Source organism: Streptomyces sp. MMBL 11-1, from assembly GCF_028622875.1.
Lineage (GTDB): Bacteria > Actinomycetota > Actinomycetes > Streptomycetales > Streptomycetaceae > Streptomyces.
In genome coordinates, this window is the sequence record NZ_CP117709.1 from 4,370,646 (window position 1) to 4,389,866 (window position 19,221).

At 71.3% G+C, this 19,221-nt stretch carries 17 protein-coding genes; 15 read left to right on the top strand and 2 right to left on the bottom strand.

What is annotated here, in order from left to right; all coding sequences use genetic code 11:
* Nucleotides 1-5: 5 nt before the first annotated feature.
* Nucleotides 6-830, top strand: coding sequence for an oxidoreductase (locus PSQ21_RS19210; RefSeq protein WP_274031825.1), 825 nt, complete (start codon nucleotides 6-8; stop codon nucleotides 828-830).
* Between the two features lie 600 nt (nucleotides 831-1,430).
* Here the strand turns inward: PSQ21_RS19210 and PSQ21_RS19215 are convergent.
* Nucleotides 1,431-2,276, bottom strand: coding sequence for an HAD family hydrolase (locus PSQ21_RS19215; protein WP_274031827.1), 846 nt, complete (start codon nucleotides 2,274-2,276; stop codon nucleotides 1,431-1,433).
* 501 nt (nucleotides 2,277-2,777) lie between these two features.
* Here PSQ21_RS19215 and ssd point away from each other — a divergent pair.
* The 8 genes from ssd to PSQ21_RS19255 all read left to right on the top strand — a co-directional run bounded on the left by ssd (nucleotide 2,778) and on the right by PSQ21_RS19255 (nucleotide 8,935).
* The gene (ssd, locus tag PSQ21_RS19220) at nucleotides 2,778-3,914 is read left to right on the top strand and encodes a septum site-determining protein Ssd (protein WP_274031829.1); all 1,137 of its coding nucleotides are present in this window, start codon (nucleotides 2,778-2,780) and stop codon (nucleotides 3,912-3,914) included.
* Nucleotides 3,911-5,059 carry a TadA family conjugal transfer-associated ATPase gene (locus tag PSQ21_RS19225; RefSeq protein WP_274031831.1) on the top strand — a complete coding sequence of 383 codons (1,149 nt, stop codon included), beginning with the start codon at nucleotides 3,911-3,913 and terminating at the stop codon, nucleotides 5,057-5,059. The genes ssd and PSQ21_RS19225 overlap by 4 nt, the downstream gene beginning before the upstream one ends.
* Entirely contained in the window at nucleotides 5,020-5,976 is a 957-nt protein-coding gene (locus PSQ21_RS19230; RefSeq protein WP_443334396.1) for a type II secretion system F family protein, read from the top strand. Before PSQ21_RS19225 ends, PSQ21_RS19230 begins: the two co-directional genes overlap by 40 nt.
* Complete coding sequence (locus PSQ21_RS19235; RefSeq protein WP_397992569.1) at nucleotides 5,973-6,815, top strand: type II secretion system F family protein; 843 nt, start codon at nucleotides 5,973-5,975, stop codon at nucleotides 6,813-6,815. Before PSQ21_RS19230 ends, PSQ21_RS19235 begins: the two co-directional genes overlap by 4 nt.
* Before the next feature lie 111 nt (nucleotides 6,816-6,926).
* A complete protein-coding gene (locus tag PSQ21_RS19240) occupies nucleotides 6,927-7,193 on the top strand; it encodes a DUF4244 domain-containing protein (protein ID WP_274031835.1) in 267 nt (88 codons plus the stop codon).
* Nucleotides 7,194-7,308: 115 nt separating this feature from the next.
* The gene (locus PSQ21_RS19245; protein WP_397992581.1) at nucleotides 7,309-7,641 is read left to right on the top strand and encodes a TadE family type IV pilus minor pilin; all 333 of its coding nucleotides are present in this window, start codon (nucleotides 7,309-7,311) and stop codon (nucleotides 7,639-7,641) included.
* Nucleotides 7,642-7,828: 187 nt separating this feature from the next.
* Nucleotides 7,829-8,290: an Rv3654c family TadE-like protein gene (locus PSQ21_RS19250; protein ID WP_397992567.1), complete on the top strand. Its 462-nt coding sequence runs from the start codon at nucleotides 7,829-7,831 to the stop codon at nucleotides 8,288-8,290.
* A 222-nt stretch (nucleotides 8,291-8,512) separates the two neighbouring features.
* Nucleotides 8,513-8,935 carry a TlpA family protein disulfide reductase gene (locus tag PSQ21_RS19255; RefSeq protein WP_274035832.1) on the top strand — a complete coding sequence of 141 codons (423 nt, stop codon included), beginning with the start codon at nucleotides 8,513-8,515 and terminating at the stop codon, nucleotides 8,933-8,935.
* Nucleotides 8,936-9,147: 212 nt separating this feature from the next.
* On the opposite strand, the gene PSQ21_RS19260 is transcribed toward PSQ21_RS19255, so the two are convergent.
* The gene (locus PSQ21_RS19260; RefSeq protein ID WP_274031840.1) at nucleotides 9,148-11,646 is read right to left on the bottom strand and encodes a DEAD/DEAH box helicase; all 2,499 of its coding nucleotides are present in this window, start codon (nucleotides 11,644-11,646) and stop codon (nucleotides 9,148-9,150) included.
* A gap of 79 nt (nucleotides 11,647-11,725) precedes the next feature.
* On the opposite strand from PSQ21_RS19260, the gene PSQ21_RS19265 reads away from it, so the two are divergent.
* The 6 genes from PSQ21_RS19265 (at nucleotide 11,726) to PSQ21_RS19290 (ending at nucleotide 19,001) form a co-directional block, all read left to right on the top strand.
* The gene (locus PSQ21_RS19265) at nucleotides 11,726-12,079 is read left to right on the top strand and encodes an STAS domain-containing protein (RefSeq protein WP_003967428.1); all 354 of its coding nucleotides are present in this window, start codon (nucleotides 11,726-11,728) and stop codon (nucleotides 12,077-12,079) included.
* A gap of 199 nt (nucleotides 12,080-12,278) precedes the next feature.
* The gene (locus PSQ21_RS19270) at nucleotides 12,279-12,752 is read left to right on the top strand and encodes an ATP-binding protein (RefSeq protein ID WP_274031845.1); all 474 of its coding nucleotides are present in this window, start codon (nucleotides 12,279-12,281) and stop codon (nucleotides 12,750-12,752) included.
* A 516-nt stretch (nucleotides 12,753-13,268) separates the two neighbouring features.
* The gene (locus tag PSQ21_RS19275) at nucleotides 13,269-15,698 is read left to right on the top strand and encodes a sodium-translocating pyrophosphatase (protein ID WP_274031847.1); all 2,430 of its coding nucleotides are present in this window, start codon (nucleotides 13,269-13,271) and stop codon (nucleotides 15,696-15,698) included.
* Nucleotides 15,699-16,111: 413 nt separating this feature from the next.
* Nucleotides 16,112-16,828: a small secreted protein gene (locus PSQ21_RS19280; protein ID WP_274031849.1), complete on the top strand. Its 717-nt coding sequence runs from the start codon at nucleotides 16,112-16,114 to the stop codon at nucleotides 16,826-16,828.
* Between the two features lie 78 nt (nucleotides 16,829-16,906).
* Entirely contained in the window at nucleotides 16,907-18,433 is a 1,527-nt protein-coding gene (locus tag PSQ21_RS19285) for a class I SAM-dependent methyltransferase (RefSeq protein ID WP_274031850.1), read from the top strand.
* A gap of 370 nt (nucleotides 18,434-18,803) precedes the next feature.
* Nucleotides 18,804-19,001, top strand: coding sequence for a hypothetical protein (locus PSQ21_RS19290; RefSeq protein ID WP_337961703.1), 198 nt, complete (start codon nucleotides 18,804-18,806; stop codon nucleotides 18,999-19,001).
* The last annotated feature ends 220 nt before the right edge of the window (nucleotides 19,002-19,221 follow it).

A 19,221-nucleotide genomic window follows, 5' to 3' on the forward strand; every position in this document is an offset into this window, starting at 1 on the left:
TACTTATGAGTACGACTGCCTCAGACCCGCTCGCCGCGCTCGGTTCCCTGCCCGGCGTTCCCGATGCCGTGGACTCCGTGCGCAAGGCCGTCGACCGCGTCTACGGTCATCGCGTCATGCGGCGCCGCAGCAACGAGGTCACGGCCGAAGCCGCGCTGCGGGGTTCTCGGGGTTCGGCCGCACTGGCCGGTGCCGACTGGAACCTTGAGGAGGTGCGTCGGCGTACCGACTTCAGTGGTGAGGACGAGGCGCGTGTGATCGGCTCCGCGCTGAGGCTCACCGCGGAGGCTGGGCAACTCCTTTCCATCTGGCGGCAGTCGCCGCTGCGGGTGCTGGCTCGGTTGCATCTGGTGGCGGCAGGTGGGGCGAGTCCTGACGACGCGGTGGGGCGTCCTCGGCTGGCGGGCGAGTCCGTCGACGAGCCGCTGATCGAGGCCCCGCTTCCTGGGGCCGAGGAGGTCGCCGGGCGACTCGAAGGGCTCTCGCAACTGATCATCGCGGGCGGCAGCGCCCCTGCGCTGGTCACGGCCGCCGTGGTGCACGGCGAGCTGCTGGCGTTGCGTCCGTTCGGCTCGCACAACGGGCTGGTGGCCCGGACGGCTGAGCGCATCGTGCTGATCGGCAGTGGGCTGGATCCGAAGTCGATCTGCCCGGCCGAGGTCGGACACGCGGAGCAGGGCCGTGCGGCCTATGTCGCGGCATTCGAGGGCTACACGGCTGGAACCCCCGAGGGCATGGCCGCCTGGATCGCCCACTGCGGGCGCTCCGTCGAGCTGGGTGTGCGCGAGTCGACCGCGGTGTGCGAGGCGCTGCAGCGCGGCGCGGCCTGAAGGTCGACGTGGCCTCCCCGCGTGGCCTTCACGCGCGGCCCTCCCGCGTGGCCTTCACGCACGCGTGGCCTTCCCGCGGGGCTTTCTGAGGTGTATGCCGCCTTGAGGTTCGATCTGCCTCGACTGATGTGGCATCAGGCCCGATGCGGCGGGCATCGGACGGCGCGGAGAAAGTCGCCTCACGGGCGTCCGAAGGGCGATGGCGGCCCGATGGAGGGTGCAAGGGTCAAGGGTTGCGGCGGCACCGAGGTGCGGTGCCGCCGCTGACACGTCCGCCCAGTTACCAAGCGTCCTCGTAATGTGCCCATCAGGTCGGGTGCTTTGCCCGTCACCTGGTGCGGCTGGCCCGTAATCGACGGGTCGACGTCGCGTGGGTACTCGGCTTTCGTGCTCGGTCCGTGGGGCCGTTCTGCGTTACAGGTCATCCTCGCGGATGTCCTTGGTCTCGCGGGCCGTTACGTCCTTTGTACTCCAGGACCAGGGGAAGGGAAAGCCCTGGTCCCGCTTCTTTACTTTTAGGTTCAATCAAGGGCGAATCGGGCAGTGTGCGGCTTCATCGGGGTGCCCCCCGCCTTCCCCTTGGCCGCGCCTTGCCTCGACTCACCCGGGCGGGACGGCGCCGGCGATGCGCCGACGGCTGGCGTACCAGACCAGCCCTGCGGTGACCGCCGCCGCGCCGACCGCGGCCGCCGCCACGAGGGCGGGACGGGGCGGCATCGAGAAGGCGGGCAGCCGCTGCTTGAGCCGGACCGGGCGATTGAAGACGAGAATCGGCCACTCGCGAAGGGTCGCTTCGCGGCGCAGCGCGCGGTCGGGGTTGACCGCGTGCGGGTGGCCGACCGACTCCAGCATCGGTACATCGGTCGCGGAGTCGCTGTAGGCGTAGCAGCGCGAAAGGTCGTACCCCTCCGAGACCGCGAGCGCCCTCACGGCCTCGGCCTTGGTCGGCCCGTAGGCGTAGTACTCGACCTCGCCCGTGAAGCAGCCGTCGTCGCCGACGACCATGCGCGTGGCGACTACGCGGTCCGCGCCGAGCAATTCGCCGATGGGCTCGACGACTTCGGCGCCCGAGGTCGAAACGATGACCACATCACGCCCCGCTGTGTGGTGTTCCTCGATGAGGGTGGCGGCCTCGTCGTAGATGATCGGGTCGATCAGGTCGTGCAGGGTCTCGGCGACGATCTCCTTGACCTGCTGGACGTTCCACCCCTTGCAGAGGGCGGAGAGGTATTCACGCATCCGCTCCATCTGGTCGTGATCGGCGCCCCCGGCGAGGAACACAAACTGTGCGTACGCGGTGCGCAGTACAGCGCGGCGGTTGATCAGTCCGCCTTGGTAGAAGGACTTGCTGAAGGTCAGCGTCGAAGACTTCGCAATGACCGTCTTGTCCAGGTCAAAGAAGGCTGCTGTGCGCGGCGAGAAGCAGTTTTCCACAACGCTGAGCATAGGGGCCCACCATTCGGCGTAAACTCCGGCGTGTGGGTTTGCCTGAGAAGGCCCTCGGGTACACCATGGAAGTCACGGATCGTTCGCGACCGTGCTAACCCGGTCCGACTCCTCCCCCCCCCGAGTCGGCCGTGGGGACGACCCCCGCTCTCCCCCCCGGCGGGGGTCGTCGCATGTCCGGACGCGTTTCAGGGGTGGAAACCACCTGAGCCTCCCTTCCGGCCGCCATCGGCCTGATCGTGCGAGCCGGTCGTCGTGCACCTCGCTTCGTCACAGTGTGTAGCCAGAAGGCTGCGCTGCGGAAGTCGCTGGTTCGGGTTACGAAGTTATTCACAGTCCCGAAGTTGTCCACAGTTTTTCATCAAGATCCACATGGTTTTCCGCGGTGCTGCACGTTGATTCCACCCGCGAAGTCCGCGGGTGCCGGAATCGCGCATCTCGGAAACGCTCCGAGAACACCGCGAACCGCACTGAAGGGGCAGTGAGAAGGGGGCGGAGATCGTGGCTGGATCCATCGCAGGAGAAGGGGCGGCGGTCACCGAGGGGCGGCGCGGAGGCCCGCTGATCGTGACGGAGGACGTGGAACTGCTCGACGACCTGCTGCGGCTGTGCGCGGCGGCCGGAGCCGAGCCAGAAGTTCATCACGGGCCGCCCGGGCGTCGGGGCGGCTGGGAGCGGGCTCCGATGGTGCTGGTGGGAGATGACGCCGCCGCGCGTTGTCGGGGCGCGGGCCGCCGGAAGGGGGTGATGCTGGTGGGCCGGGACCAGGACGACCCGGACGTGTGGCGGCGCGCGGTGGAGATCGGGGCCGAATATGTGCTGCGACTGCCTGATTCCGAGAGCTGGCTCGTCGATCAGATCGCCAACGCCGCCGAAGGTGTGGGACGCCCCGCGCTCACCGTCGGCGTGATGGGCGGCAGGGGCGGCTCCGGCGCGTCGACGCTGGCCTGTGCCCTCGCCGTGAGTGCGGCGAGGTCCGGTGGGCGGACGATGCTGATCGACGCCGACCCGCTGGGAGGCGGGATCGACGTCCTGCTCGGCGGCGAACGCGCCGAAGGCATGCGGTGGCCGGATTTCGCGCAGTCGAAGGGCCGTCTCGGGGGCGGGGCCCTTGAGGACTCGCTGCCCGCGCTCCACGGGCTGCGGGTGCTGAGTTGGGGCCGGGACGACGAGGTGGTGATCCCGCCGCAGGCGATGCGTGCGGTGCTGGCAGCCGCCCGGAGACTCGGCGGTGTGGTGGTCGTGGACCTCCCGCGCCGGGTCGACGAGGGCGTCGCCGAAGCATTGGCCCAACTCGATCTCGGCCTGCTCGTGGTGCCGGGCGAACTGCGCGCGGTAGCAGCGGCCAGGCGCGTCGCGGCGACGGCCGGAATGGTGTTGGACGACCTGCGGGTGGTGCCCAGGGGGCCGTATGCGTCAGGTCTGGACGGGCGATGGGTCGCCCGGGCCCTCGGCCTGCCGCTCGTCGGCGAACTTCCGCCGGAGCCGGGCCTTCTGGTCTCCCAGGACGAGGGCACCCCGCCCGGCGGCAGTGCCCGGGGCCCGCTGGCCCGGTTCTGCTCGGCCTTCTGGGAACAGGTAGCGGCGGCCGGTGACACAAGCCCCGTGCCCGGCCCGCCCGGGGGAGGGACGGCATGACGGACGAACTGCTCGACGCCGTACGCCAGCGGCTGGCACGAAGCGGTGCCGCTCCCACCCCGGCCGGGGTGGCCGCCGCCCTGCGGGCGCAGGGGCGGTTGCTGGGGGACGCCGAGGTGCTCGGGGCCGCGGCAGAGCTGCGCGGCGAACTCGTCGGCACGGGAGTTCTGGAGTCGTTGCTCGCGGATCCGGAGGTGACCGATGTTCTGGTCTCCGCGCCGGACCGGGTGTGGGAGGACCGGGGCGGTGGGCTCCAGCTGACGGGCGTCACCTTCCCGGACGCGGCGGCGGTGCGGAGGCTGGCCCAGCGTCTCGCCGCGATGGCCGGCAGGAGGTTGGACGACGCACGGCCCTGGGTGGACGCACGACTGCCTGACGGCACACGGATGCACGCCGTGCTGCCCCCGGTGTCCGTCGGCTCGACCTGCCTCTCCCTGCGGGTGGTTCGGCCACGGGCCTTCTCGCTGGCGGAGTTGGTGGACGCGGGCACGGTGCCGCCGGGTGGAGACCGGATCCTGCGGGCCCTCGTGGAAGCGCGGATCTCCTATGTGATCAGCGGCGGCACCGGGGCGGGCAAGACGACGCTCCTCGCCAGTCTGCTGGGCGCCGTCGGCGCGAACGAGAGGATCGTGCTCGCCGAGGACTCCGCCGAGCTGCGGCCGGACCATCCGCATGTGGTCCGCCTGGAGTCCCGTCCGGCCAATCAGGAGGGTGCGGGCCGGGTGACGCTGCGGGATCTGGTGCGGCAGGCCCTGCGCATGCGGCCCGACCGGTTGGTGGTCGGAGAGGTGCGGGGTGCTGAAGTCACTGAGCTGCTGGCCGCGTTGAACACCGGACACGAAGGTGGGTGCGGCACCGTCCACGCCAACGCCGCCGAGCATGTACCGGCCCGGCTGGAGGCTCTGGGCACCGCGGCCGGTCTCGACCGGGCGGCCCTGCACAGCCAGTTGGCGGCAGCGCTCTCGGTGGTCGTGCATCTCGTGCGGGACCGCGCGGGGCAACGGCGGGTGGCCGAGGTGCACGTTCTGGAGCGGGACGCGGCGGGTCTGGTCCTGACCGCTCCGGCCCTGAGCTGGGGCATCGGCGGATTTGTTCCGGAGCGGGGATGGGAACGGCTGCGGTCGCTGATCGGGGGTGCGCTGTGACGGGGGCGACATCCGCGTACGCAGCCCATGCGGTGGCTCTCTGCGCGGGTTCAGCGGTGTGGCTCGCGATGGTGCGGGACACGGGCGTTCGGCGGGCGCGGACGCTGTTCGTGGACGCTCCCGCCGAGTCGCGTCCGACTTGGAGCCGGTGGCCATGCCTGCTCAAGGCCCTGGGGCGGGTGACGAAGGCGGTCCGGGGCCGTCGGGAGTGGTGGTGTGTTCCGGTCGCTGTGCTGCTCGCGGTGCTGGGTGGTTCGGTGCTGCCGCTGTTCGCGGGGGCCGTGATGGTTCCGTTGGTGCGCCGGTGGCTGCGGAGGCGGGCGGGGGCGCGGGAGGCGGAGCGGGCCGAGATCGCGGTGGCGGCGTTGTGCGGAGCCGTGGTCGGGGAGCTGAGAGCCGGCCGCGAGCCGGGCCAGGCGTTGCTGGTCGCGCTGCGCGAAGGTCTGGCGGAGGACGGCTTTTTGGCGGCGCCCGCTTCGGGCGGCCGACTGGGGAAGGCGGAGTCCGTGGTGCTGGCGGCGGCGCGGTTCGGTGGCGATGTGCCGGCGGCGCTGCGGCAGGCGGCGGAGGGGCCGGGGCTGGGAGGCCTGTCCGGGATGGCCGCGTGCTGGCGAGTGGCCGTGGACGGCGGGGCCGGGTTGGCGGCCGGTCTGGAGCGTCTGGAGGCGGCGCTGCGAGAGGACCGGCGCAGACGGGAGGAGTTACGCGCCCAACTGGCGGGGGCGTGGTCGACGGTCGTGGTCCTGGCACTGCTCCCGATCGCGGGCCTGGGGCTGGGCGCGGCGCTCGGAGCCGACCCCTTGCGCGTACTGCTGCACACCCCGGGCGGCCTGGCCTGCCTGGCGGTGGGGGCGTTCCTGGAGTCGGCCGGGCTGTACTGGGCCTGCCGGATCGTGCGCGGAGGGGAGGCGGTGTGAACGCGTCGGGCGGAGAAGTTCTCCACAGCCTGGGGATGTCGGCGGCGGTGCTGGGAGTGGCGGCGCAGCTGGCAGCCGTGATCGCCGCCGGATTGCGGAGACGGGCGGTTCGCTGGCGGGGCGCACTGTTGCTGGGTGCTGCCATCGTGGCACGGCCCAACAGATGGAGCCTGCTGGTCGCACCGTTACGGGCGAGCAGTGGTTCGGGTCTCTCCGAGGCCGCTCGGCGGTGGGCTGCTCCGGCCGGGGCCTGGTTGGCCGGATGGATTCTGGTCGGTGGCGTGATGGGCTGCGCGGTCGGTTCGGCCGCGGCGTACGGGACGTGGCGGTGGCAGCGAAGCCGGCCCCGCACGCGTCCCGGCGGTACCCATCGGGATCGGGCCGTGATCGCGGGGCAGCTGCCGCTGGCCGCCGATCTGCTGGCGGCCTGTATCGCGGTCGGGGCAGGCCCCCGGGAGGCGGCCGAGGAGGTGGGCGAATCCATCGGCGGCCCGGTCGGCGATCGGCTCGCCCGGACCGCCGCGGAGATCCGCCTCGGCGGTGAACCGGCCGAGGCGTGGGGTCGGTTCGGGGAGATACCGGGTGCGGGCCCGCTGGCCCGCTGTCTGCACCGGGCGGGTTCGACGGGGGCCCCGGCCGCAGAGCCGGTTGCCAGGCTGGCCAAGTCGATGCGCGCCGAACAAGGCGCTGCGGCGGTGACGCGCGCGCAACGGGCCGGGGTGCTGATCACCGCGCCGGTCGGCCTCTGCTTCCTCCCCGCCTTCCTGGCGGTCGGGGTGGCGCCGGTGATCATCGGCCTGGCCGGCGAGCTGCTCGCGACCGGCCGTCCGGGCCGGTGAGCCTGCGCGGTTCGCGGCCGGTGATGACCTGTCGCTGCCATTCATTTCGCTGTCATTCACGGGTGTTCCGTTCGGGCGCCCGCTCGTCATCGATGCTCATCGGGGGATGAAATGGAAACGAAGTTCTGGGACCGGGCCGTCGGCGTTCTGCTCGGAGGCCGGCTGTCCGCAGGTGTGCCGGGCCGGATGGCGAAGCGGGCCGCACGGTGGGCGGGGCGGCTCGACCGGTCCGACCGGGGGATGACCACGTCCGAGTACGCGGTGGGAACCATCGCCGCGTGCGCCTTCGCCGCGGTGCTCTACAAGGTGGTGAACAGCGGGCCGGTGCTGTCGGCGTTGCAGTCGCTGGTTGAGGACGCGCTCGATGCGAAGTTCTGAGACCTCGTCGGGGCCCTGCCCGGGGGAGGGGGCCGTGGCGTCGGACCGCGGCCTTCCCAGGGGGCTGCGGCGGCGCCCGGCCAGGAGCGGCTACGGGGGAGGCGACAGGGGCGCGGTGACCGCGGAGGCGGCCGTGGTGATCCCGGTACTGGTCGCCTTCGCCATGGCGCTGCTCTGGGCGTTGATGGCGGCATCGGACCAGATCCGGTGCGTGGACGCGGCGCGGGCGGGGGCGCGGGCGGCGGCCCGTTCGGAGCCGGAGGCGGCGGTTGTGGAAGCCGCGCGTGACGCGGCGCCCCACGGTGCCCGGGTCGAGGTGGGGAGGGCAGGAGACCTGTGGCGCGTCCGAGTGGAGTCCCCGACCCCGGGGCCGGACGTGCTGGCCCTGACGTTGAGCGCCGAGGCGGCTGCCCTGGCGGAGGACACGGTCGGGGGCGCCGTGCCATGAGGGCGAGGGGGGGGGGACAGAGGGCCAGGGGCGTGACGGGTGTCGATGGCGGGCCCGGCTTCAACTGTGGTGTTGGGGCGGGGAGAAGGCCGAGAACAAGGGCGAGGAGAGGGGTATGAGGCGGGACGTGGGGCGTGGCGCGGACCGAGAAGTGAGCCGGGGCGCGGGCCGGGGCGTGGGCCGGCGAATGGATCGGATCGGACCCCGGGGCGCACGCCGGATCGCTGTCCAGCGTGCGGGTCCCGGCGCGGATCGAGGTGTGGCGACGGTGTGGGTGGCCGTCACCGCGACCGGTCTCTGCACCGTGTTCGCCGTGGTGCTCGCGCTGGGACAGGCTGTGGCCTCCCGTCACCGGGCGGGCGGGGCCGCGGATCTGGCGGCCCTCGCGGCTGCGGACCGGGCGTTGGAAGGGGTGGCGGTCGCGTGTGAGACGGCCCGGCGGGTGGCCCTGGCACAGGGGGCCGTGCTCGTTCGCTGCGTGGTGCGGGGGGAGATCGCCGATGTGACCGCCCGCTCGGGGTTCGGGCCCTACCTACCTGCCGTCAGGGCACGGGCCGGGCCTCCCGCCGACCCTGGCGTCGGATCGCCGGTCGATTCCGGGGCGGGTCCTTCGGGTAGTCCCTGGGCCGGACCACGGGCCACCGGCTGATTGCCTGGCCGCGCTCGCCCGGGCCGAGCGTTCCGCGCCGGGCTCGTGCGGGCGCCCAGGGGCCCGGTGGCATCATCGACGCACGTGAAGACGCTACGGATTTCGACTGCGGTGGCCGTCCTGTTGGCCGCGGTGGTGGGGTGTTCGAGGTCGGACCTGCCCGCGGACGACGCTGGAGGGCCTGCGCCGCTGACGGCGTACGCTCCCGCGGACCGGGTGGCTATGCCGGAGATGGCGGGGGAGCGCGTCGATGGCGATGGCCGGTTCAGCCTGAAGGGGCTGCGGGGCAAGGTCGTCGTGGTCAACGCGTGGGCGTCGTGGTGTGGTCCGTGCCGTGCGGAGGCGCCGGGGCTCTCCCGGGTGCACGAGGAACTGCGGGGTGACGGTCTGCGGGTGGTGGGGATCAACGCGGACGTGTCGGTCGGCGAGGCACGCGCCTTCGAGCAGGACGCGGAGCTCCTGTATCCGAGCTTGCACGACCCGCAGGGCCGACAGCTCCTTCGGCTTCCGAAGGGCGTGGTGAACACCGCCGGATATCCCTTCACGATCATCGTCGACCCGGAGGGGCGGATCGCCGCGACACGGATCGGAGCGATCGGTGAGGCGGAGCTGAAGCGGTTGGTCATGCCCATGCTGCCGACCTGACAGCGCGCCGACCTGACAGCGCGCCGACCTGAGAGCGCGCCGACCTGACAGTGCGCCGACAGCCCGCGTGCCTCCGGACAGCGCGTCTCCACGGGCCGTGCGTCCGGGCAGAGCCTCTCAGCAGGGCGTTCTGTCAGGGACTCGTGGACGTGTCCTCGGCGTGGAAGCGTCCTCGTCGGTGGCCCGCTGTCCGGCGGTGCTGTTCTGACGGCTCAACCCTTCGGCGTGGTCGGTGCGTCCGGCGTGGTCGACTCGTCCGGCTCCGGGGGTGCGGCTTTGAGGAGTTCGGTGAGCAGGCGTACGGCTCCGCGTTTGTGCAGGGGCTCGTTGCCGTTGCCGCACTTGGGGGACTGGATGCAGGAGGGGCAGCCCGCCTCGCACTCGCAGGACGCGATGGCCTCCCGGGTCGCCGTCAGCCACGTACGGGCGGTGCGGAAGGCCCGCTCGGCGAATCCGGCTCCTCCCGGGTGGCCGTCGTACACGAAGACCGTCGGCAGCAGGGTGTCGGGGTGCAGCGGTACGGACACGCCGCCGATGTCCCAGCGGTCGCAGGTGGCGAAGAGAGGGAGGAGTCCGATCGACGCGTGTTCGGCGGCATGAAGCGCGCCGCCGAGGATCTCCGGGTTGACGCGCGCCGCGTCGAGCTGGTCCTCGGTGACCGTCCACCAGACGGCGCGGGTGCGCAGGGTGCGGGGCGGCAGATCGAGCTTGGTCTCGCCCAGGACCTCGCCGGTGATCAGTTTGCGGCGGAGGAAGGAGACGACCTGGTTGGTGACCTCGACGGAGCCGTAGCAGAGCCGCCCCTGGCCCCAGGGAATCTTGGTGTCGGTCTCCAGGACCGTGATGGCCGTGGTGTCGCGGGCGACTGTCGAGTACGGCGGTTCGGCCTGCTCGACCAGGGCCACGGAGTCCTCCAGGTCCAGCTTTCGGACCAGGTGGGTGCGGCCCTGGTGCAGATGGACGGCCCCCTCGTGGACGGTCGTGTGGGCGGCGGCCGCGTCGACGGTGCCCAGCAGGCGGCCGGTGCCCTCCTCGACGATCTGGACGGGACGGCCGCCCCCGCCCCGGATGTCGGCCAGGTCGGCGGCCCGTTCGCGCCGGGTCCAGTGCCAGCCCGACGCCCGTCTGCGCAGCAGCTTCGCGGCCTCCAGTTGGGGCAGCAGCTCGGGCACGGCCGGGCCGAAGAGGGCGATGTCGGACTCGGTGAGGGGGAGCTCGGCGGCCGCGGCGCAGAGGTGGGGAGCGAGGACATAGGGGTTGTCCGGATCCAGCACCGTCGACTCGACGGGCTGCTGGAAGAGCGCCTCGGGGTGGTGGACCAGATAGGTGTCCAGCGGGTCGTCCCGGGCCACGAGAACTGCCAGGGCGCCCTGCCCCGAGCGGCCGGCGCGGCCCGCCTGCTGCCAGAGGGACGCCCGTGTGCCCGGGTAGCCGGAGATGACGACCGCGCCGAGACCGGAGACGTCGATGCCCAGCTCCAGGGCGGTGGTGGCCGCGAGACCGAGCAGTTCGCCGGAGTGCAGCGCCCGCTCCAGGGCCCGGCGTTCCTCGGGGAGGTAACCCCCGCGATAGGCGGCGACCCGCTTCGGCAGCGAGGGGTCGACCTCCGCGAGGCGTTCCTTGGCGATCACCGAGATCAGTTCCGCGCCACGCCGGGAGCGTACGAAGGCGACCGAGCGGACGCCCTGGAGGGTCAGGTCGGTGAGCAGGTCGGCGGTCTCGGCCGTCGCGGTCCGGCGGACGGGTGCGCCCTTCTCGCCGTGCAGGTCGGTCAGCGGGGGCTCCCACAGGGCGAAGACCAGCTTGCCGCGCGGGGAGGCGTCGTCGGACACCTCCCGGACCGGCAGGCCCGTCAGACGCCCGGCTGCGACCGCGGGATCGGCCGCTGTGGCCGAGGCCAGCAGGAAGACCGGGTCGGCCCCGTACCGGGCGCACAGGCGACGTAGACGGCGCAGGATCTGGGCGACGTGGGAGCCGAAGACGCCCCGGTAGGTGTGGCACTCGTCGATCACGACGAACCGCAGGGCACGCAGGAAGGACGCCCAGCGGGGGTGGGACGGCAGGATCCCGCGGTGCAGCATGTCGGGGTTGGTCAGGACGTAGTTGGCGTACTGCCGCACCCATTCGCGTTCCTCGACCGGGGTGTCGCCGTCGTAGACCGCCGGCCTGATGGCGTTGCCGAGTGGTGCCGCGAGTGCCTTCACCGAGCGCCGCTGATCGGCTGCCAGGGCCTTGGTGGGGGCGAGGTACAGGGCGGTGGCCCCGCGGCCGTTGGGGGCCTCGGAGCCGTCCAGGAGGGTGCTCAGGACCGGCGCGAGGTACGCGAGGGACTTCCCGGAGGCCGTACCGGTGGCGATCACGACCGATTCGCCGTCCAGCGCGTGCTCGGACGCGACCGCCTGGTGCGCCCACGGATGGGCGATCCCGGCTTTTTCGATCGCCGAGATCACTTCTGGCCGGATGCGATCCGGCCAGATGGCATGGGTTCCCGATCGCGGGGGCAGGTGCTCCGTATGAGTGATGCGCGCGGCCCGGCCCGCCCCTGCGGCGAGCCGGTCGAGGATCATGGCGGGAGAGGGGCGCATGCCCCCACTCTCGGGTGGTCGTCCGGGACGGTGATTCTTGGCCATCGGCACCGAGTGTGTCACTGGCGTGACGGACAATGGTCCCAAGGCGTCGTGCATGGCTGCTGGTAAGTGATTGAATGCCATCGCGGCTGGCGATCCGTCCCCTGGCCTCCGTCGGGGAGAGCGAGGGGCGACCGCTCGATAGCAAGGTGCTGGAGGATCCGTGGACCTGTCCCTGTCGACTCGCAATGTGTCCGGCCCTGGTGGCGACCGTACGGTCGTCGAGGTCGGTGGCGAGATTGATGTGTATACCGCGCCCAAGCTGCGCGAGCAGTTGGTCGAGTTGGTGAATGACGGCAGCTATCACTTGGTTGTCGACATGGAAGGCGTCGACTTTCTCGACTCCACCGGCCTCGGCGTGCTCGTGGGTGGCTTGAAGCGTGTGCGGGCCCATGAGGGCTCGTTGCGCCTGGTCTGCAACCAGGAGCGCATTCTCAAGATCTTCCGGATCACAGGTCTGACCAAGGTGTTCCCGATTCACACCACGGTCGACGAGGCTGTCGCCGCCACCGACTGAGGTCGGAGCGGACCGGCCCCCGGGCCGGTCGGCAGGCAGTGAACAGGCCGACAGCGGCAGCACGTGGGCCGCGACGGGCAGGCGGTCGACCCTCGGGTCGGCTGTCGGCTTTGTCGGCTTTGGGAGAAGGAGAGCAGGGGTGCCGGGCGACACGCCCGGGGCCTCTGAGGCGTACGCCCGAACGTTCGAGGGGGATGGCATGGCCACCGTTGAACTCCGCTTCAGCGCTCAGCCTGAACATGTCAGGACGGCCCGCCTGGTGGCGGCCGCCGTGGCGCGCCGGGCCGGCGTCGACGAGGCGGTGCTCGACGAGGTCAGGCTCGCCGTCGGAGAGGCGTGCAGCCGCGCGGTCGGGCTGCACCGCAGCCACGGCATCACCGAGCCGGTCAGCGTCGCGTTGACCGAGGAGGAGAAGGCCTTCTCCATCGAGGTCGGGGACAGCGTTCCCGGCCCCGGCGGGGATTCCGCCGCCTCCGGGGCGCGTGACGGCTCCCATGCTTCCGGAGCGGGGCCGCACCGGCCCGACCCCGAGATGGACGGTGGCGAGGGCGAGGACGAGATGGGCCTCGCGGTCATCAGCGGTCTCGTCGACGACGTGGAGGTCCGATCCGGTGCGGGCGGCGGAGTGATCCGTATGAGCTGGCCGACGGCGGACGCCTCGGTACGCCCCTGAGAGGGCTGCACCTGCTGCACCTGCTGCTCCCTGCGTCTGCCCCGTGCCTGCATCTGTTACCCCTGTCCCTGTCTCTGCCCCTGTGCCTGCGCATGTTCCTCTGCGTCGTCTGCTGCTACCAGGTCTGCGCCCCCGTTCCCCGCGCCGCGCCGCAGTGCGTGCTCGTGGAGTGTGGCCGGGCCCTCGGTGCCTCTATCCGTGATTCCAGGTGCTGAAGGCTGTGTCTGAGGTGCTGCGGCGCTGAGAGGCGTCCTGCGGTCTTGAGACGTCGAGAGCCGCGAGCTATGAGGCGCACGATTGGTGTTTCGTTTCCCCGGGCCCTGCTGAGCAGGGCCTTTTTTCTTGATTCTCTTCGTGTAATCCGCCTGCCTCATTACTGCATTCGAGCAGAATCTCTCCGCTGATCTCTTGGCGTTGGGGGGAGAGGGATCAATTCTCTTCCCATCCACTGTTCTGATCAGGTTCCGCTCCCTACAATCCGTCCACGACTTGAGCGATGAGCGTCAAGGAGGACGTATGGCGGAGTTCTTCACCACCCCCATGGCAGCACTGACGCAAGAATCCGCGTTTTCCGACCGACCCGTCTCCCTCGCGGCGGCGGTACTCACCGACGGCAACCGGCTGATCGTCATCTTGGTGGCGGTCGTCGCCGTCGCCGCGCTGATCGTCGCCCAGCTGCTCGTACGCCAGGTCCTGGCGGCCGGCGAGGGCACCGAGCGCATGAAGGAGATCGCCGCAGCGGTGCAGGAAGGCGCGAACGCCTATCTCGCCCGACAACTGCGCACGGTCGGCGTCTTCTCCGTTGTTGTGTTCTTCCTGTTGTTCCTGTTGCCGGCCGACAACTGGTCGCAACGCGCGGGGCGTTCCCTCTTCTTCCTGGTGGGTGCGCTTTTCTCGGCGGCGACCGGATACATCGGTATGCGACTCGCCGTACGGAGCAATGTGCGGGTGGCCGCGGCCGCGCGTGAGGCGACCCCAGCGGAAGGGGAACCGGAAAAGGATCTCACCGCGGTCTCGCACAAAGCGATGAAGATCGCTTTCCGTACCGGTGGCGTGGTCGGAATGATCACAGTGGGGCTCGGTCTGCTCGGGGCCTCCTGCGTGGTGCTCGTCTATGCCGCCGACGCGCCCAAGGTGCTGGAGGGGTTCGGTCTCGGCGCGGCGCTGATCGCCATGTTCATGAGGGTCGGCGGCGGGATCTTCACCAAGGCCGCGGATGTCGGCGCCGACCTGGTGGGCAAGGTCGAGCAGGGCATCCCGGAGGACGACCCGCGCAACGCCGCCACCATCGCCGACAACGTGGGCGACAACGTCGGTGACTGCGCGGGCATGGCGGCTGATCTCTTCGAGTCGTACGCCGTGACGCTCGTCGCGGCGCTCATCCTCGGTACGGCTGCGTTCGGCGACTCCGGTCTCGCCTTCCCCCTGATGGTCCCGGCGATCGGCGTCGTCACCGCGATGATCGGGATCTTCGCGGTGGCCCCGCGCCGCGCCGACCGCAGCGGGATGACCGCGATCAACCGGGGCTTCTTCATCTCCGCGGTGATCTCGCTCGCCCTGGTGGCCGTCGCAGCCTTCGCCTATCTGCCCTCCTCGTACGCGGAGCTGGACGGGGTCACCGACGAAGCGATCGCCGGACATGGCGGCGATCCGCGCATCTTCGCCCTGGTCGCGGTGGCCATCGGCATCGCCCTGGCCGCGCTCATCCAGCAGCTCACCGGCTACTTCACCGAGACCAACCGCCGCCCGGTCAGAGACATCGGGAAGTCCGCGCTCACCGGCCCGGCGACCGTGGTGCTGGCGGGCATCTCCATCGGCCTGGAATCGGCCGTGTACACCGCGCTGCTGATCAGCCTCGGTGTCTACGGGGCGTTCCTGCTGGGCGGTACGTCAATCATGCTGGCGCTCTTCGCGGTCGCGCTCGCCGGGACGGGGCTCCTCACCACGGTGGGCGTCATCGTGGCCATGGACACCTTCGGGCCGGTCTCGGACAACGCCCAGGGCATCGCCGAGATGTCCGGGGACGTCACGGGGGCCGGCGCCCAGGTGCTCACCGACCTGGACGCGGTCGGCAACACGACCAAGGCCATCACCAAGGGCATCGCCATCGCCACCGCCGTGCTCGCGGCGGCGGCCCTCTTCGGGTCCTACCGTGACGCCATCGCCACGGCGGTCGACGAGGTCGGGGCCGGGGCGGGCGAGCTGGGGCTGAGCCTGGACATCTCGCAGCCCAACAACCTCGTCGGCCTGATCCTGGGCGCCGCTGTCGTGTTCCTGTTCTCCGGGTTGGCCATCAACGCCGTGTCCCGGTCGGCCGGAGCGGTGGTCTACGAGGTCAGGCGGCAGTTCCGCGAGCGCCCCGGGATCATGGACTACTCGGAGAAGCCCGAGTACGGCCGCGTCGTCGACATCTGCACCCGGGACGCCCTGCGCGAACTGGCCACGCCGGGACTGCTGGCGGTGCTGGCGCCGATCGCGGTCGGCTTCACCCTCGGCGTCGGCGCCCTCGGCTCGTACCTCGCCGGCGCGATCGCCACGGGCACGCTGATGGCCGTGTTCCTCGCCAACTCCGGCGGGGCCTGGGACAACGCCAAGAAACTCGTCGAGGACGGCCACCACGGCGGCAAGGGCAGCGAGGCCCATGCCGCGACCGTCATCGGGGACACGGTCGGCGACCCGTTCAAGGACACGGCGGGCCCGGCGATCAACCCGCTGCTCAAGGTGATGAACCTGGTCGCCCTGCTCATCGCCCCGGCGATCGTGCAGTTCAGCTACGGAGCGGACGCGAATCCCTGGGTGCGGGCGCTGGTGGCCGTCATCGCCATCGGCGTCATCGTCGCCTCGGTCTACGTCTCCAAGCGGCGCGGCATCGCCGTGGGCGACGACGACGCCCCGGGGGACGGCGGCCCCTCGGTCCCCGCGCCGGATCCCGCGGCGGCCCCGTGATCCGGATCCGTACCTGCATGCGGGCCCGTGAGGCGTATGTGCGGCGGCGCGCCGCCGTGAGACGTACGCGGGAGGGAGGGGAGCCCCGCGTCGGCCGACGTGACGTGTGATCAAGGGGTGGGCGGACGGCTCGTGCTGACGTGCCGTCCGCCTTCGTCTCTTTGTCATCGCCCTCCTCCGCTCTCCTGAGCCCTCCTCCGTTCTCTTCGCGCCGCCTCCCGGCCTCGTCCGGGATGAGCGCCCGATCGTGTGAGTGACCGATCGTGTGTCCGATTCTCTGTGCGAGTGGCATCTCCCTCATTTCCCTTGGTGCAAATGGCTTCAAAAGCATGCACACCGGATGACCGGCACCTGGCTGTCGCCCCCTCGGCGTGTAAGTTCCGGGGCCGAGAGCATTGGAAGGGACCAATCCGGTGAACAAGAAGCTCGCAGCCGCACTGTCCGGCGGTGCGGTACTCGTACTGACGCTGTCGGGCTGCAGCGACGACAGCGACAACAAGGTCAACGACTGGGCCAAGAAGGTCTGCGACCAGGTTCAGCCGCAACTGCAGAAGATCGCCAACGCCAACGCCTCCATCCAGCAGCAGACCGCGGACAACAGCAAGCCCGCCGATGTCCAGAAGACCGACTCGGCCGCCTTCCAGCAGATCTCCCAGGCATACAAGTCGCTGGGCGCCGCCGTGGACTCGGCCGGCCCGCCGCCGGTCGACGACGGTGAGACCACGCAGAAGGAAGCGGTGAAGGAGCTCAACGCCTCCTCCAAGGCGTACGCCGACCTCAAGACCGAGGTCGACGCGCTCGACACCAAGGACCAGGCGAAGTTCGCCGACGGACTGAAGGGCATCGCCGACGAGCTGAACAAGATCAGCACCAGCGGTGACCAGGCTCTGAAGAAGCTCCAGTCCGGCGAGGTCGGCGTCGCGATGTCGAAGCAGAAGGGCTGCCAGAAGCCGACTGCCTCGACCGGCCCCTCCGGCTCCGGGGCGGCCGGCTCCGACGAGGCCCCGGAGGGCACGGCCTCCGACAAGAAGGACTCGACGGAGAAGGACCCGACGGAGAAGGAGTCCACGGACAAGGACTCCTCGGAGAAGGATTCCGCGGAGAAGGATTCCGCGGAGAAGAAGGACTGAGCGCCGTTCTCCCGGCCCGGACACCCGGTGGGTGTCCGGGCCGCTGCCGTTGTCGGTGGGAGCGGACACAATGGGTGGGTGAGTAAGAGCAGCCTTCCCGCACCCGTCCACGCCGCCGCCCTCCGTGAGGCCCTGCTCGCCGCGGACTTCACCGCGGACGGGCTCCTCGACCGCCTCGGCGCGCCCGCCTATGCCGCCCTCGCCCGCAGCGAGACGGTCCCCGCCCTGCGGGCCACCCGGGGCGACGCCCCGCTCGACACGCTGGTGCGGCTCTTCCTTCTGCAGCGTCCCGTCGCCGAGGAGCGGGCCCGTGCCGCCCTGCCGCTCGCCGAGTGCGTCGCGGACGGCTGGGTGAGCCATGCCGACGGGACGGTCCGCGCGTGCGTCGACGTCCGGCCGTACGGGGGGCCGGACGGCGAGGACTGGTTCATCGTGTCCGACCTCGGATGCGCGGTCGGCGGTGCGGGCGGGATCGGCTCGCGCGAGGAGGGCGTCGTCCTCGGGGTCGGCGGGGCCTCCACCACCCTCGCCGGGATCACCGTCCGGGCACCGGTCGCCTCGGCACTCGACCTCGGTACGGGCTCCGGCATCCAGGCGCTGCACGCCGCCCAGCACGCGACCCGGGTCACCGCCACCGACCTCAACCCCCGTGCCCTGGAGTTCACCCGGCTCACCCTCGCCCTGTCCGGCGCCGCCCCCGCCGACCTGCGCGAAGGCTCCCTCTTCGAGCCGGTGGGCTCCGACACGTTCGACCTGATCGTCTCCAACCCGCCCTTCGTCATCTCGCCCGCCGCCCGCCTCACCTACCGGGACGGCGGCATGGGCGGCGACGACCTGTGCCGGGCGCTGGTGCAGCAGTCCGGCGACCACCTGAACGAGGGGGGTTACGCCCAGTTCCTCGCCAACTGGCAGCACGTGGAGGGCGAGGAGTGGCAGGACCGGCTGCGTTCCTGGGTGCCGTCCGGCTGTGACGCCTGGATCGTCCAGCGTGAGGTCCAGGACGTCACGCAGTACGCCGAGCTGTGGCTGCGCGACAGCGGCGACCACCGCGGCGACCCCGCCGCGTACGCCGAGCGGTACGAGGCGTGGCTCGACGCGTTCGAGGCGCGGGGCGCCACGGCCGTCGGATTCGGCTGGATCACCCTGCGCAAATCGGCCGCCGCGGCGGCCGGGAACCCCTCGATCGTCGTCGAGGAATGGCCGCACGCGGTGCAGCAGCCGCTCGGGCAGGCCGTACAGGAGCACTTCGCCCGCCAGGACTACCTCCGCGACCAGGACGACGCGGCGCTGCTCGCCGGACACTTCGTCCTCGCCGCCGAGGTGGTGCAGGAGCAGGTCGGCCTGCCGGGCGCGGAGGATCCCGAGCATGTGGTGCTGCGTCAGCACCACGGCATGATGCGGGCGACCAAGGTCGACGCGGTGGCGGCCGGGTTCGCGGGCGTGTGCGACGGCTCGCTGCCCGCGGGGCGGATCCTGGACGCCATCGCACAGTTGATGGCGGAAGATCCGGTGCTCCTGCGTGACCGCACCCCGCAGGCGATCCGGCTGCTGGTCGAGGAGGGCTTCCTGGAGCCGGCGCCCGACGTCGTACCGCGGGGCCGGTAGACCGCCGAGTGCGCGGAGGTACGGCGACCGGCGACCTGGAGTCCGTGCCCTGCGACCGTGACCGTGACCGCCTTCCGGTACGGAGTGGGGAGGCTCCCCGGTCGGGCGGTGTCGTCCCTGTCGCCAGTGCGTTCCGGATCGGCGCGCTCTCCGGTGCGCCCGGGCCGCGCATTCCGGTCGTGTACGGCCGCCGCGTGCTCCGTATGCGGCCGATGGTGTTCCGCTGGGCGGCGGGAGAGTGCTGTTCATCCCGGGTTCGTGTGGGCGATGCCCCGGGGTGACAACCTCCCCGTGCCGGGCCGTCGAGGTCCGGCTCCGGGACCGGCCGGCCGGTCCCGGGCGGTTCGCCACGACGGTCCGGGAGTACGACATGGAGAGCGTCTCAGCAGTCTTCGCCGGCATGGCCCTGTCGCTGTTCGGCGCCGCCCTCCTGATCTGGACAGGGGCGCGAGCCCTGCACCGCGCGCCGGTGGCGCACGGTGTGAGCCCCGTCGCCTCCACCGCGCTCACGACGCTCTTCGGCCTTGTTTTCCTCGGCCTCGGCGTGTGGTGCTTCACGCTCGTCTGATCCCCGCCCCCGACGGGGCGGCGCCCGGGCCGACAGGACGCCCGGCGGACACCGCGACCACCTCCGAAAAGGCATCGGCCACGCCTCCGCGTGGCCCGGACCCGGCGGTCCGGGCGGCAGGAATGGCGGAAGTCGGGTTACCGTTCGAGTGGCCGTTGCGGGCTTTTGCCGTTTGACACGGGGGCGGGTTGTACCGTCACACTCCGCAGCGACAGCACCC